This window comes from Shewanella sp. MF05913 (genome assembly GCF_059758095.1).
The window spans coordinates 70,809-86,249 of record NZ_JCAYNT010000021.1 but is presented as its reverse complement, the minus strand read 5'-3'; the positions used below and the strand labels follow the sequence as shown (position 1 = coordinate 86,249).

General features: G+C 39.9%; 11 protein-coding genes and 2 pseudogenes. 5 read left to right on the top strand and 8 right to left on the bottom strand.

Translation table 11 applies throughout. The features are described 5' to 3' along the window. Window positions 1-198 precede the first annotated feature (198 nt). Window positions 199-918 carry a helix-turn-helix transcriptional regulator gene (locus AC19MV_RS19235; RefSeq protein ID WP_498309579.1) on the top strand — a complete coding sequence of 240 codons (720 nt, stop codon included), beginning with the start codon at window positions 199-201 and terminating at the stop codon, window positions 916-918. 42 nt (window positions 919-960) lie between these two features. On the opposite strand, the pseudogene AC19MV_RS19230 reads toward AC19MV_RS19235, so the two are convergent. The 5 genes and pseudogenes from AC19MV_RS19230 to AC19MV_RS19210 form a co-directional block, all read right to left on the bottom strand. Beyond that, a pseudogene (locus tag AC19MV_RS19230) lies at window positions 961-1,473 on the bottom strand (ISAs1 family transposase); the annotation flags it as partial. A 353-nt stretch (window positions 1,474-1,826) separates the two neighbouring features. Beyond that, complete coding sequence (locus tag AC19MV_RS19225; protein WP_498309581.1) at window positions 1,827-1,952, bottom strand: hypothetical protein; 126 nt, start codon at window positions 1,950-1,952, stop codon at window positions 1,827-1,829. Window positions 1,953-1,959: 7 nt separating this feature from the next. Continuing rightward, on the bottom strand, window positions 1,960-2,565 hold the full coding sequence (locus AC19MV_RS19220) for a hypothetical protein (RefSeq protein WP_498309578.1): 606 nt from the start codon (window positions 2,563-2,565) through the stop codon (window positions 1,960-1,962). A 141-nt stretch (window positions 2,566-2,706) separates the two neighbouring features. Next, on the bottom strand, window positions 2,707-3,642 hold the full coding sequence (locus AC19MV_RS19215; RefSeq protein WP_498309576.1) for a hypothetical protein: 936 nt from the start codon (window positions 3,640-3,642) through the stop codon (window positions 2,707-2,709). A gap of 9 nt (window positions 3,643-3,651) precedes the next feature. Then, window positions 3,652-4,311, bottom strand: coding sequence for a hypothetical protein (locus AC19MV_RS19210; RefSeq protein WP_498309575.1), 660 nt, complete (start codon window positions 4,309-4,311; stop codon window positions 3,652-3,654). A gap of 55 nt (window positions 4,312-4,366) precedes the next feature. Here AC19MV_RS19210 and AC19MV_RS19205 point away from each other — a divergent pair, with 55 nt between their 5' ends. The 4 genes and pseudogenes from AC19MV_RS19205 to AC19MV_RS19190 all read left to right on the top strand — a co-directional run bounded on the left by AC19MV_RS19205 (window position 4,367) and on the right by AC19MV_RS19190 (window position 9,746). Beyond that, window positions 4,367-4,885: a hypothetical protein gene (locus AC19MV_RS19205; protein ID WP_498309573.1), complete on the top strand. Its 519-nt coding sequence runs from the start codon at window positions 4,367-4,369 to the stop codon at window positions 4,883-4,885. Between the two features lie 191 nt (window positions 4,886-5,076). Further along, window positions 5,077-6,151 (top strand): annotated as a pseudogene (locus tag AC19MV_RS19200) (ISAs1 family transposase). Window positions 6,152-6,715: 564 nt separating this feature from the next. Continuing rightward, on the top strand, window positions 6,716-7,525 hold the full coding sequence (locus AC19MV_RS19195; protein WP_498309572.1) for a phosphate/phosphite/phosphonate ABC transporter substrate-binding protein: 810 nt from the start codon (window positions 6,716-6,718) through the stop codon (window positions 7,523-7,525). Beyond that, complete coding sequence (locus AC19MV_RS19190; protein ID WP_498309570.1) at window positions 7,512-9,746, top strand: ATP-binding protein; 2,235 nt, start codon at window positions 7,512-7,514, stop codon at window positions 9,744-9,746. The genes AC19MV_RS19195 and AC19MV_RS19190 overlap by 14 nt, the downstream gene beginning before the upstream one ends. A 182-nt stretch (window positions 9,747-9,928) precedes the next feature. Here AC19MV_RS19190 and AC19MV_RS19185 read toward each other — a convergent pair whose 3' ends face one another. From AC19MV_RS19185 to AC19MV_RS19175, 3 genes are read right to left on the bottom strand one after another with little or no spacing between them, the layout of a single operon-like run. Continuing rightward, a complete protein-coding gene (locus AC19MV_RS19185; protein WP_498309569.1) occupies window positions 9,929-10,852 on the bottom strand; it encodes a spore coat protein U domain-containing protein in 924 nt (307 codons plus the stop codon). Next, a complete protein-coding gene (locus AC19MV_RS19180; protein WP_498309567.1) occupies window positions 10,849-14,697 on the bottom strand; it encodes a FimD/PapC C-terminal domain-containing protein in 3,849 nt (1,282 codons plus the stop codon). Before AC19MV_RS19180 ends, AC19MV_RS19185 begins: the two co-directional genes overlap by 4 nt. Before the next feature lie 2 nt (window positions 14,698-14,699). Beyond that, the gene (locus AC19MV_RS19175) at window positions 14,700-15,437 is read right to left on the bottom strand and encodes a fimbrial biogenesis chaperone (protein ID WP_498309566.1); all 738 of its coding nucleotides are present in this window, start codon (window positions 15,435-15,437) and stop codon (window positions 14,700-14,702) included. Between the last annotated feature and the right edge of the window lie 4 nt (window positions 15,438-15,441).

Here is a 15,441-nt window from a genome sequence, read left to right as displayed (position 1 = left end):
AAGGTGATAATTGTCATTGGCTTTATTTATTGTTCAGGTTGATTTGTTTGGCGACAATTATCAGATCATAAATAAGGCCTTTTTTCTATCTAAAATATAGGTTTATTGCTAAAGATCCTGTCTATGAAGCAATATTTAGTAACATAGATTTACCTATCTTATGTAGAATAAATGTTGATTTACAATTGGAGAAATAAGATGGAACTTCAAACAGAGAATCTTTTAAATCAGAGAAAAGCATTATTATCGACACTAAAATCTTTAAGTGTATCTATTGGTGCTGTGGATACTTTGTTTCACATTGACCTCGACAAACCTGATATTTGGTTAGGTAAATCATGGATGAAATGCTTAAAACAAAGAAACTCTATATTTTATACTTCAGAGAATTTACAAGACACTTTTCAATGTTATAAAAGTCTATTAAAACCGATGGATGTAGATTTATCTAAAAGTGTAAACAAACAGCTTTACAGTTGGACGGCTTCTGGGTCAACGTCTGCTAAAATGTTGAAAGAAAGTGGCTATAAAAAAGTGGTGTCATTGTCGCTTCCCCTGTCTGCAACAAGCCAGCTATATGGTCGTTATCTATTCTTTTTTGATGATGCTAATAATCAATCTGAACAGGAAATCTGCCAAAGCATTGAAAATGTGTTAAATGAAATATACCTTTACCAATCTGCTGCGGGGTCATCAAAGCTGATTTTAAGTCCGTTAGAAGACTATGGAATGCTTAAAAAATCTACCATCGCTATTATTAGAAATCTTGCCCTGGGATGTTCTAGATCAGAGCTATCTGACATCCATTATATGACTCCTCGAGGTATTGATTACCATTTAGAAAGAGCCAAATGTTTATTAGGTGCAAAAAATACTCATCATTTAATTTATAAATCACAAAGTATGTTACTTCTTTAATTATCGATAACACATTTTAAATATTCTAATTTTCGCATTGCCGATATAATCAAGTGTTTGTGTCTGGCAATGCAGCGCATCAAATGTCAGTAACTCAGACTTCAAATCAAGACACGTCAGCAATTCTTGAACGAGTTTGAGTTCACTCTTTTTGCTCGCACCAGATTTAGCGCTGAAGACTAAACCAGAGCCGGTATCATATGCAGTGACCATATGTAATGCAGCGCTCGAGGCTGATGCTTTAGCACCTTTAAGCACTTTCCCATCAATCGCAATAGAAGAAAGTCCTGTGCTAAGCTGATGCTCGTTGACCCAACTCAACAAGGCATCTAGCAAGGATTGCTTTGACACTCCTCTGAAGATGCGACCAATACTCTGTTGGCTGGGAATACCATTAGCGAAGGGGCGATATTTACGCATCCACATGAGTTTTAATGTCCCGAACTCGTGGCAATCGGCCCAACTTTGCGCACCTGATATCACTGCGCTTAGCAAGAGGAAGCAGATATCAATGACATCATGTTCTTGATTTATATGGGAACGACAATCAGTAATCTTATCGAGATGTTAAGCATATTAAGTATAAAGACAAAGAAAAAGAGCGCTATTTGATCGCACTGGCGAGATCAATCAAGCTATTTTTTATCTCTTTGTTTTTAAAAGGATGTATGAAAAGCGATCGAGTATGATCAGCCCCTGGGGGCTAGGGGGTGCGGTAAAACTTATCTCGCGTGTGCGCTTGGCCAAAATCATTGTCAACAAGAGAAGCATTACTGGAAAAAAGCGATTACTGATGAATCAATAAGTGCTTGATGTTGTATTTAGCCATATAGTAGAAAATCAGACTCTTATGCGGTATCCCTGGTTGTTGATGTTATTAGCAGTGACTGTCTATGTAATGATTTTGTTTACAGTAAGCAAGCTTTTTTTGCTTTCGATATTAGTTCCGCTTTGTTTTTGGCTTTAAAATAAACTCTCGCCTTTTCAATGTGATAATCGACCCCTCTTTCAGTCATGTATAGACGGTCGCTTATCTCTTTACTACTTAGTCCAGAGGCCGAATACGTTAGTACTTCTATCGTCTTTTGAAACTACTCCTGTATGAATCATTGGATTAATTTCATTAGGGAATTCACGACATAAATAATAATAAATGAGATAGAGCAAATCCCCTAATCCTGCTTGATTAAACTCATCAATAAACTCTTCTTTTTTGTGGTTTTTAGTGTAAATAACGTATATGCCAATAAAATCATCATTTGGAATATAAACATTAAAAGTCATAAGAGAACTATACCCTGACTCACTAATGATATTATTAACTTTCGTCATTACTTCTGGATTTTCAGACAAAGATAACCAATTTTCGATTGTAGAAAAATTTTCAAGCCAACGTCCATCAATTGCAAACGGATGAATTGATATTTTGCTATTAGATACCAAAGAGCTAAGCCTAAGCGTACAATCATAAGCGTTATTACATGATGAAATAATTGGATACTTTAACATATTAGATTTTACTTTTGTGTCTGAAAAACGAAATCCGCCTCCAAGGCCACTTTTAGGAAAAACCTCTAATACAACATCAAATGAGTCATATTTTGCCAAATATTCACTTAAAACAGATGAAGCGGTCGGGAAATTCATATTAAATACCTACATTACAATTAATGTTTACTTGAAAACTTATCAAAATTACAAAAAAAACTTGAGAGGGAAATATGTAGTCTATACATAGTTCCCTCAACCTAAGCTATTTTAAGGTAAAGTCTTTATAATTTTCTATTCTCAATGACAAGCAACACAAGAATATGGATCAGGGAATGTGCGGCTGTTATTGAAATCACTGTTGTAAGTGAACTCAATGTCACCAAGTGGCTCAAATTTATTGTTATCATTTACTGGTGGTCTATGTGTAGTCCTGTTATTCGCAACTAAATCATTTGCAGCAATGATACGTGTCAAACTCGCTTCACCATGATTTTTAGGCTGGATAGAACCTTTACCATTATGACACCAGAAACATCTAGAACCTCGGTTATGACTTTCCATCGCCCCGTTATTCCCATGACAAGTTGAACAATAATACGGCTGGATAAAGTCGAACCCTTCTACATTGTTCGTAGGCCAAGATTGACCACCATGTCCTGTTGGATTTTTTGATTCGTTATGACATTGCTCGCAGTCAGCAATTTTCCAACCAAAATGGGTTTCATTCAAGATAGTGGCAGTTCCGACAGGTTCTATTGCCGCAAACTTCATTGACAATACTCCTACATCTTTGTCTTCACGTTCATACGTAGTATTAGGCACATCGGCGAGTTCCAACATATCATCCGTTATGTATACCGTAGTTTTGAAACCTGGGTCATTAATAAGGTTAGCCTCTAAGGCCCCCATAAATTGATTACCATAGACTGTTCCCACTAATGATACAAACTCAGGGGGGTAGCTTAGTATATTTGAACCTGGAACTTCATTTAAATCAACGCCTCCAGTTCCAACATAAGCTAACCATTCTTCTTGGCATTTTTCTGTAGATAGTCTACCGTCTCCGTTCGGAGTACCATCAACTCCAAATTCACATAGTGGGTTAAATGCGGAAAAATCATTCTCAACTGCTAATTCACCATTTCTTGGTCCAGCGCCCTTCATAGCACCGTATACACCAGTGAAAGGATCGCGGGAGAGAGCAAAACTCTCTACAATAGCGCCACTTGCCATGACCGGCCATTATGTAAGGCGATAGTCTAACCCTATTTCATCAGCTAATGTTAACCACACATCCATTACTGTGATAACACCCGGTTGAAAGACGTCTTTTCTTAGGTTAAACGCTTTGATTTCAACTTGTTCTGCAACTAGTTCTCTTTCTGTATTGCCATATGCATCTTTAAAATGGTCATAATAAATGAAAGGAATGACAAATCGACCATCATTTTCCTCAAAACGCTTTTGCTCTTGCTCAAACACCCATAATCGTCGGCCGGTCATGGTGTCAGAAAAGTTTTGAAATTGTATATGTTGCATAGGTCTCAACCAGTAATGATCCATACGCTTGTAATTCTTATCTTTTGCACTTCTACCACCATTACCTCTTTCATCACCTACGTCTTGCGCATTTGAAAAGTGCCAATTTTTACTCGCACTATATTCACCGTCATTACTAAAGTCTCCATCCTTATTTTTGTCCCAAGAGAATAAATATTCAAATGTGTCGTATTTTGAGTCTGAATAATGAATCATTGTACCAGGATCAAATTGCATATCTTTACGTGTGTGAGCAAGGTAACGCAGCAAATCAAATACTGAATAATTACCCTCAACAAACCTATCTGGACGTGCAGTACCAGCTCCTAAACCATCAGGATTGGTTGCTAACACAGCTTTCATATCGCTAACGGATATTTCAATAGCGGGTTCTAATGGCGATCCGTCAAGGTGAGTATTGACTATATTATCTGGAACGTCCCGAAGGTTAACAATTCCGTCTCCATTCGTATCTGTTCCTGCACCGTCCACGGCAGTTGAGAAGTTTTTATTTATACAATGTTACCCTGCTTTCATCAAACAATTTAAAACAGACACTTTGCATCTTAATTTTTTACCGGCAAATCAAGCGTTTATAAATAGATTAACCCCATATTACGCGACCCAATTGAAAGATAGCTTAAAAATTGTCATTGAAGCTCGACTCAATACACTTGAACTATTTCATGAACAGGGATTATTAATTTCATCACCATTAGAGTATACAAAAATCCATAAAAAACTCATGATATTCGCACGAGGAGGTGTGCTGCACTTAAATCACCCTTTTGATGATCTTTTTGGGATAACAATAGATGATTTAATTGAGTTTAACGCTGAAATACTCTTAGAGCTAAATTGGAAAGAGAGTGAAAGAAAATACGACACTAGAAATGTGATGATAGCAATGCGATCTTTAAGCGATAAAAACAAATAAGTAAAAAATCACTTCCAAAATTATAGATTATAAAGTAGGAAAAAACCCGGGGGCGGATCATACTCGATCGCTTTTCATGCATCCTTTTTAAAAAAAAGAGATAAAAAATAACTTGATTGAACTCGCCAGCGAGATCAAATAGCGCTCTTTTTCTTTGTCTTTATACTTAATATGCTTAACATCTCGATAAGATTACTGATTGCCGTTTCCATATAAATCAAGAACATGATGTCATTGATATCTGCTTCCTCGTCCTAAGTGCTGTGATATCAGGTGCGCAAAGTTGGACAGATTGCCACGAGTTAGGGACATTAAAACTCATGTGACTGCGTCAATATCGCCCCTTCGCTAATGCTATTCCCAGCCAGCAGAGCATTGGTCGCATCTTCAGAGGAGTGTCAAAGCAATCCTTGCTAGATGCCTAGTTGAGTTGGGTTAACGAACATCGGCTTAGCACAGGACTTGCTTCTATTGCTATTGAGGGAAAGTGCTTAAAGGTGCCAAAGCATCAAGCGCAGCGTTACATATGGTAACCGCATATGATACCGGCTCTGGTTTAGTCTTCAGCGCTAAATCAGGTGCGAGCAAAAAGAGTGAACTCAAACTCGTTCAAGAATTGCTGACGTGTCTTGATTTGAAGTATGAATTACTGACATTTGATGCGCTGCATTGCCAGACGCAAACACTTGATTATATTGTCGAAGAAGGTGGGCATTGTATTTTGCAAGTCAAAGATAATCAGCCCAAGCTGTACGAGGCAGTACAGGCACAATTTGCTGATTACATTACAAATACCCCAGATGCCGAATGCTTTACGCAAGATGATAAAGGCCATGGTCGAGTTGAAAAACGGATAACGTTTCAGTGTCCATTGAATTTACCCGCTGAGATAAAGATGAAATGGTCTCAATTAACAACATTAATCGCAGTAGAGCGTCATCGAAAAGTGGGTAACAAAACCAGTATAGATACGCATTTTTATGTCAGCAGTGCAATGCTGACATCAGAAGCCTTTGGTACAGCGATTAGGGCTCACTGGCAAACGGAAAATAATCAGCATAGGCTTTTAGATACACTATTTCAAGAAGATAAGCAGAAAATGTATGATGAGGATGGTCCAGTATTCTGGCTATTTTAAGGCGTTGGGCATTAAATCTAGTGACACTACATCCCGCTAAAACAAGCCAGAATCAGAAGTTCAATAGGGCTTGTTGGAGTGATGATTTCAGGGAAGAGATTATTTTTGGCGCTGGTCAAAAAGTGTAATCAACCCCTGGGGGTCGGTGGTTCGAGTCCACTCGGGTGTACCATTTCTTACTATATTCAGCTATTCCTATACTCTCCCCTACTTATTTACGTATCTCACTCTATATTGCTGTGATAAATCGCTTTAGCATCGTTCTAATCACTTATTTTTCATATTTAAAAGTCATTTCGTTTTTGTTTTAGGTTTTCCTAAAAATAACCAAAAACAAACAGGCAACTCAAAAATTGACATTTTGTGCCCAATATAGGCCAAACATGTTTTTATAAACGATAAATATCTCCCAATCCCATCGGAGTTTAGTTTTGATATAGACTTCCATGCCAATAAACCCAATTAAAATACTTGACACTATACTTTATTTCGAAAGTGGCACTTTATATGCATAATAATACCAGGTTTAGATCGCTTATTATGACGTTTGGCGAATAAGTATTGAGCTCGTCATAATGAAATAACCTCTGTGATTTAGGGCCTATTTTTTATAAAAAAGCATTAATTTATGGTGACTTAAGTATAATTTAACTAAGCTAATGGCTATAACACGCGATTAAATGGGAGTGATAATGAAATATCTATTGGTCATAATTTTTTTAATCCAGAGTTCGTGGTTATTCGCGCAAGAATATACTTTTGGTGTTGTACCGCAGTATGAGCCTCAAAAGTTAAATGCCATTTGGCAGCCTTTACTTGATGAAGTGAGTTTGCAAACGGGTGTCACAATTAAACTCATCACGGTTGAATCAATCCCGGTATTTGAGCAAGCCTTCGCCAACGGTGAGTATGATTTTGCTTACATGAATCCTTGGCACAGTGTGATTGCCAATGAAAAACAAGGGTACATTCCATTAATTAAAGATGCAGGACGTAAGCTTCAAGGCGTATTGGTTGTTAAAAAAGACAGTGGTATTAATGACTTGAGTCAATTGCAAAATGAAGAGATTGCCTTCCCTGCCCCTAATGCATTAGGTGCTTCATTATTGATGCGTGCAGATTTGTCTCAATTATATGATTTATCAATAAAACCAGTTTATGTACAAACCCATTCATCGGTTTACCTTAACGTGGCGTTAGGTACCACTAAAGCTGGCGGTGGTGTGTTAGGTACGTTGAAGCAACAGCCACAAAACTTACAAGATAAGTTAACCATTTTGTATCACACCCGTGAAATCAGTCGTCATCCAATTGTTGCTCATCCTAGAGTCGATACAGCTGTTCAACTTAAAATCCAACAAGCTATTTTAGCCATTGGCCAAAGTGAAAAGTATAAACATTTACTTGCAGGTATCCCGATTATACAACCTAGTACAGCAACGTTGGATGAATACCAACAATTAACACAATGGGGGTTACGCTCATTTTATGTCGAAAATTAATTGGTGGAGAAGTCTACGGGCACAAAGTTATCTGGCGATTTTTTCGTTCGGGCTAATGCTAATTTGTTTATTTGTGTTTTATACCTTACCCGAACAAGCTCGCTGGGTTAATGATGGCCTATCTAAAACGGCTCAGCGTTCATTGCAACAACTATCAACCTCAATTACAACGCCATTGCTGACCCGACAATATGCTGAGTTGTATGAACAAATCAATAACCAACTTGAAATACAGCCAAATTGGAAAGCAATAATAATAGTAGATGCTGAAACAGGTAATCAGTTATATCCACTTGATTCATGGAATGGTGCTATTGAAAGTGGTGATATGTTATTAAACCAAGATATTATTTTTTTAGATAAACCGCTCGCCAAAATTACCTTAGTGGTTAATTTTACAACTGAAATTAATGAGTCATCTAAATTACATTACACGCTAATTTATATTCAATTTTCTATATTGTTACTCATTTTAATTGGCCTAGCATGGCTAGTAGACTTGCGGATCACTTCCCCACTACGTGCGTTGGAACATGCATTCACTCGCTTAGCTAAAGGAGATTTTGAATGTCATGTCGATAAGCAACAACACAATGAAGTGGGCAGTGTGATTAATGGCTTTAACCAAATGGTCAATGACATTGCAGGTAACCAGCAAAAACTTAATAGTTTAAGGATCCAGGCTGAGTCTGCTAGTAAAGCAAAGTCAGATTTTATGGCCAGTATGAGCCATGAGCTACGTACACCACTGAACGCCATTCTAGGTTTAGCCCAGCTGTACGATTATGATCAAAGTGCAAATACCATCCAAAAAAACAATGCCAAAAGCATCTATCGTGCTGGCGAACATTTACTATTACTCATCAATGATGTCCTGGATTTGACGGCGATAGAGTCTGGCAATATGCAGTTCAATTTTGAATATGTGCCTATTAAACGTGTTATTGAAGAATCTGTAGAGTTTGTAAATGAACTCATTAATGCACAATCAATTTCACTTCACCTTGAAGGACTTAATAGTCTTGATGGCCTGTGTTTTTATATCGATGAACGTCGTTATAAACAGGTGATGTTAAACCTATTATCCAATGCTATTAAATATAATAAGCCTCAAGGTAAGATTTACATTCGTTGTGATGTGTTAAACAATCGTCAATGCAGTATTAGCGTGGCTGATACTGGTTATGGCTTTACTGAAGAAGATGAGTCACGTTTATTTAAACCATTTGACCGTTTAGGCGCTGAAACCAGCAAAATTAATGGTACTGGTATTGGTTTGGTGATCACCAGAGAATTAGTAGAACGCATGCAAGGTAAAATAACTGTTCAAAGTGAAGTTAATCAAGGTTCTTGTTTTAACTTGTTATTTAACAGCTTTGAACAATCAACTATTGCCCCTCATAAACAGGTGGCCACAGAAAAAACAGAACATACTAATATCGATGCTTTACCTATTTTAAAAGTGTTAGTTGCAGAAGATCAAGTAACCAATCAACAAGTATTAAAGCAGCAATTAACCCTATTAGGTGTGCAATCAACTTTTGTGAGTAACGGTGAGCAAGCCTGGCAAATCTTACAAGATAAGACTTTTGATGTTTTATTGACCGATATTCAAATGCCATTATTAGACGGTTTAGAGTTAACAAAAAGGATCCGTGAAAATGAACGGTTAAATGATTTAGTTATCATTGCAGTGACAGCCAATATCATAAAAAAGAATATTGATGACTGTTATAGCGTTGGCATGAATGGTTTTTTAACTAAACCAGTCGAGTTAGTTCAGCTTAAAACACTGTTAATGGAGCACACATCTATAGCCATTAATGCACATATTGAACATACCCCTTCAATTGAGCTTTCGACTGCCATGTTTGATCAACTTGATATGTCATTATTAGTGTCAATACTTGGCGATGACACAGACGTACATTGCATGGTATTTAATGCATTTATCCAAACTGCAGGCGAGCAAGTTAAGCTGATAAAAGCTTACGCAGATAGCCAAAACTATGCTGATTTATCATTTCAATCACACGGATTGAAATCAGCATCAAAGTCAGTGGCTGCGCTAAAGCTAGCTGAGGTTTGCCAACAAATAGAACATCTTGCAAACAATAGTAGTGTTGATGATCAATTAATTAAAGACCTCACGTTCAACTTTGAGCAGGTCATGACTCAGTTAAGCGACTATTGTCAGCAACACGAATCACCTTCAAATTAATCATGTAATAGTTACATATAATAAGGTTAATCATGTCTTATGAGCCAATATGGTAGTTCATAGGGATTTGCGGGTTGCCATAAATGAAGATTAAGGGGATGGATGTGATTAATTATGCTGTGTTAATTGTGCCATCCATGGCACAGAAGATGTGTTTATGAGGCGAAATCAATCGATACTGTCTAAAACTCGACTATCACCCTCACTTGATCACGATAAACACCAGGTAGCGGGAACCTATCTTCAACCAATGTTTCTACCAAAAATTGAAATGCCTGGTTATTACCAATCCCAATACCTGCAACACTGGCTGATAAATCTGGACCAATTAAGGTGTTTCCGTCGGTTGTGGTGATTTTATAGGCGATGGTGTCGGTGTTAAAGGCCATGTTCCTTTGGCCGGCATTAAAGTTATCGCCGCCATCGACATAATATTGATAGCTTAATTGCTTAGTACAATTGATGTCTAAAGGCAATATGGCACTGTGAGCCGCACCTAGGTAAGACACTGTACCGAGTGAGACATCTGAAGTTTGTACGCTGCAACTTTCTGTCACGGTAAGTTGCACATTAATCATCACGGTAGCACTGCCATTGTCGCGACCTAAACAGATACCTAATAAACCAATACCTGAACAATAATCCCATTGCCATAGCACTGAGATGGTGTCGTTATAGGTACCCACACCAACATTCGCGGTACCTGTAGACAGGTATATAGGAATGGTGCCATCGTCGCCAAATAGGCCCAGTAAATCCAATAGATTGAAAGAGCCAAAACTGACAGTTTCGTTAAGGGTAAATGGGTCGGTACGTTCTGGCGCGGTATAAAGTGTATAAGGCACTGCATCACCATTTGCCGCGGTTAACTGAAAATTGGCACCCACTAACGTGGCATCAATTTCGTTAAAATCTAATAGATTAACAAACCCAGAGCAACCAAAGTCTGAGCTAAATGACGTTTGTACAATACCGGTTGAGATTGCCGCAGAACTAAACGTGCCTAAGTTTTGATTACTGTTACCGCCCACGACACAGTCTGCGTAAACATGTTGGCTTGTGAACACCATGACGGCTGTACAACACAGTTTGCTTATTATGTTCATACTGTTTCTCCTTTCCTTTGCTGTGTAATGTCACTTGTGCGTTGTTTATGCATTAAATATCGTTGTGGTGGTGCTTGTTGGAGCTTGGAGTGATGATGTTTCAAACGATGAATATTGGCGTAATACCGCTGCCGCGGCTTGTGCCGGTTGGGCGCGTTCGGCATGAACACCATAGAGACAATGCTTTTACTTAAAGTGTTAACGGCATACGTGTTGCTCTTTGCTATTAACACTTGGTTTGTGCGATTAATGTCAATATCTGCAATCGTTGCTTGATTAAACCATTGGTTGTTTGCGGTTAGCTTAACGGCCTCTGAAGCAGATGATTGTGGAACTGTTGATTTAGGAGCGATGGTTTTAAGAGCCATCATGTTATGCGACGTCGTTTTAGCCTCTTCCGTGTTTTGATTCTCTGCGATGGTGGTATAAAGCATGACTTTCTGCTCTTCAATCCACGTGTTTTCATCAATCCGTTTGTTTTCAAAAAGCCATTGGCCAGTATTGGTGACAAATTGCTGTGCCATTACGATAAAGCCATCGTTATCAGTTTGGTCCATCTCAACGCTAGCAACTCCATTTTCGCTTAACGCTATCTCCCGTTTTTGAGCGGTTAACGTGAGCTGTGAAGCTATGTGTTGCACTGTGGTAGTGATGAACCTCTGGCCTATGCTGCGCTGACGTTGCTCGCTGATAAAAGCTTGAGCGTTAACGCTGGCTTGAGTGCTAATAGCTGCCTGGGTACTTACTGCAGCCTCAGCACTTGCTGTTGCTTGAACACTAACGGTTGTTTGAGCACTAACACTCGCTTGAGTACTAACGGTTGCTTGAATATTCACAGAAGTTTGAGTATCTACAACGGCTTGAGTCTCAATGGTTGCCTCAGCACTGACAGACACCTGAGTGTTAACCGAGGTTTGTGTTGCATGTTCTTCTACATGAGTTTGCACATCTGCATGAACTTGCTCGTCGATATGAGTTGACTCAATATCAATCGCAACCGTGTTGATGACCTCCAGTGTTTTAGGCGTTGAGTCAGGATTGGCTTCTGGCGATGTAACATTAACCATGCTGTCTGATTGTTGGCATACCAATGGCCCAATGATGGCTTTTTGATGATTGATTTGGGTATAACTAAACTCGACTGAACATTGTTTATTATCCCACTGCAATACCATTTGATTTTCCGCTTGTAGTGCTTGCGGATAAACTTCACCGTGATGCGCCACTGTTTGTGGTTGATCATCACTGTTAATGATGGCACTGGCGCCAGCAGGAATAGGATTACCTTTGCTGTCGTTAACAATCACAGTTGCAATGAACTGTTTAGGTTCACAAGTAATTGGGCCAATGACCGGCGTTTGCTCATCAGTTTTACGATAAGTAAATTCAGCAGAACATTGTTGATCAGCCCAGTTAAGGGTCACGATGTTTTGCGCTGTGAGCGATGATAATGACAACTGACCATTTTTACCGACAACTTGTGGTTCAAGTTGATCATTAATAATGGCTAAGGTTCCTGCTGGTACAGGCTGGCCTTGTTGATCATTAATCATGACAAGTGCATTAGCAATCTCAGGCGCACATACCAATGGGCCAATAACAGGAATGTCATCTTGTTGCTTGCTGTAGGCAAACTCAAGTACACACTGCTTACCGTCCCATATAAGGGTTAAGGTGTTGTTGTCTTGTAGCTTTTCAAGATATAACTCACCGTCCCAGCCGACAAAGTCACCATTTTGCTCACCATTTAGGGTCGCTAATGCCCCGACGGGAATAGGCTGACCTTGCTCGTCGTTTACAATCACAATGGCAGCTTTGGTTTGATACAGTTCAAAGTCGACATCTACACCGTGGCTTTCTGCAGCCATCACTTGTATTTGATCGTTGACCACGTTGGTGTCTAACGGTAATGATTTGGTATTAATACTGATATTGACGGGGTTATATGATGCAAGCCCAGTCACCAGTAACATGCCGTCATCGTCTGACTCACCCACTTCCTGGTTTTCAATTAATACCGGCACATCTGCAATACCGCCCGTTGATACCACGGCAAACGTATCGGCGACGCGATTACCTAACAAGAAACGACTTTTAGACCAAATTAACGACCCCGAGGCCTGGCCCCAATGGCCACTTGAACCACCACGATTATAGTAACCGCCGGTTAATTCAACTTTGTCACCTCTCCAGCTACCGTTAGCTGAAAAGTCACTGGTACCGACAACATTACTCACGTTGCCTCTAAAGCCACGATTACCATTACGAGCAAATGAAGCTGACGCTACGGTACGGTCTTCGCCTTTATTGTCACGGACATGGCTGACACTAGCACGTGAACGAGTGCCAAATGGGATCGAAAAATTTAAGCCAACGCTCACATCGTCGCGATCGGGATCCCAATTAACACTGGCTGAAATAGAAGCGGTGTCGATTGACTGGTTATAAAAAGCAGATACCAAGCGACGATTGTCGTCATCGAACTTAGTGATATCAAAATAACCCACACCAACAGAAACGCCATTATCAAATGAGTATGCGGCATTAGCTTGCACTTCACGTTCGATTTGCGACACAAATTGGGTTGAGCCAGTGTCACGATAACCTTGTTGCTGTTGCTTAACTTGGGCAGAAAAACCCCAGTTATTGGCTTGAAAACGATAACCCGCGAGGCCTAACCAACCGCTGTTATTACTGTCTTGACCATGAGCGGCCGCAAACGAAAATACCCCCAGATTACCCAGGGTAAAATCGGTGCCTACACCTACGTTGTACACATCTTTGCTCAGTTCGGCATGCGAAGACACCGACATGTTGTCGGTTAAGCCGTAACGTACATCGGCAATGGCGGTGAGATCTGAGTCATAGTCAAATGAGTCAAGACCAAAACCTTGTCTTAGTACCCCTAGGTTAAGGTCGTAATCGTATACGCCTTGCTTAAGCAGCTCTGGCGCAACATAAAATTGTAAATCTCGGCTAACCGCCTGGCCATTAATGTCAGTGGTGACAATACTAGCACTGGCGAAACCATTCACCGTGGGTTCGCTGTCTAAAATAAAGTTACCGGGTTCTACATTGCCTGAATACATTTTGTAATTATTAACAAACACTTCAACATCTGACGGCAACACAGCACTCCCGATAAATTCAGGATATGGGTAACTTACATATTGTGGATCTAGCTCAAAACGACGCGACAGTTTAATCCCGCCCATTCTGACTTGACGAGCCCAAGGATTACCGCCACTGATCATGTCACCGACACGCCAGTAACGCATATTTTCTTCGTCGTTATATTGCCAAAAACTGTCGTAGCGGATCATCCCTTCATCAACGGTGCTGTTATCGCTTCCGCCGAGCTCTTTACGGTAATTTGCCGTGGTTTCGAATACGCCCCAGTCGCCAAATGCACGCCATTGTTGCAGTAAATCAACGGTGGTTGTGCCAGATTGGTAATCACGATAATACATATCGTAATTCACCAGGGCACCGCTTGAGCGCGTAATAGGAATGGAGGTTCTTTTTTTACTGTTAATCACCTGGGCAGGAAATAAATCGATGTCAGCGGTAAGATAAAGGCGTTGAGTTTCGTAGCTATAAACACACGATACGGCTTGTAAATTACAGTAGTCAACACGACCACTTAAGCCACTGGCATACTCAGCTAATGATGATTCGCCTAGTACGTCTTCGGTGCTCCAAAAATGATTTTGGATATGATTAAACTCAATAAGTTGATTAACCTGGACGCCATTAAGGTACACGTCTAAATATAAGATTTCAGCAGAAACTGCGCTGGTGTAGGTGCTTGCAGCGACTAAGATAACTTTGGTTAGTTTTTTCATTGTTACCTCCCATCGTGGTTAATCTCCACATCGACACCATTGATTTCTGCGAATAGTTTCGACGAAGAGGTAAGCGCAACGGGCGACACATTAAACGCTGCCTGACTGTTGGCTTGGACATAGCCAAGTAAGCCACCAAATACAACGCTCTCTTTGTCGCTGCCGTTGGTGTAACGAACTTTAGATATTCTGGCGTGGCCGTTTGCCTGGTTATTAAAGGCCAACTGATTGGATTGCTTGTTGTACGAATAGGTTAACGCGCGGTTCCAGATACTGGTTAATTGGTCAAAATTTTCAGTACGGGCGACCGATAAGTCTGGGCCGCCAATAAACAACGGTAAGGCATAACGAACTTGCAGTAATAACCCTTGATCTGAAGTGTTTTGCATATCTGGAATTTCATCTAAAAACACTCGATACAAACGTTCGTTGTTAATATCACTTGCAGGGCCAGTGTTAACAATTCTCACCACTTGCTGTTTACCCGGTAAAATATTGAGTGATGACGGACTCACCACCACTTTGGGTTTATCTAGCGTACTGTTGTGGGCGTCCCATTGACGCACACGCACTTGAATTTTCATTGCGGTATTGCTGTTGTTTTGCAATTTGAGTAGTGCTGCCTTTTCACCTGGGGCAATATCAATATTCACTGGTGAAATCAATAACTCAGCGGCAGTAAGGTTGAGAGGATTCATGACTAATGCGCCGGCGACTATCATCGATGCTAAATGCTTCATTTTT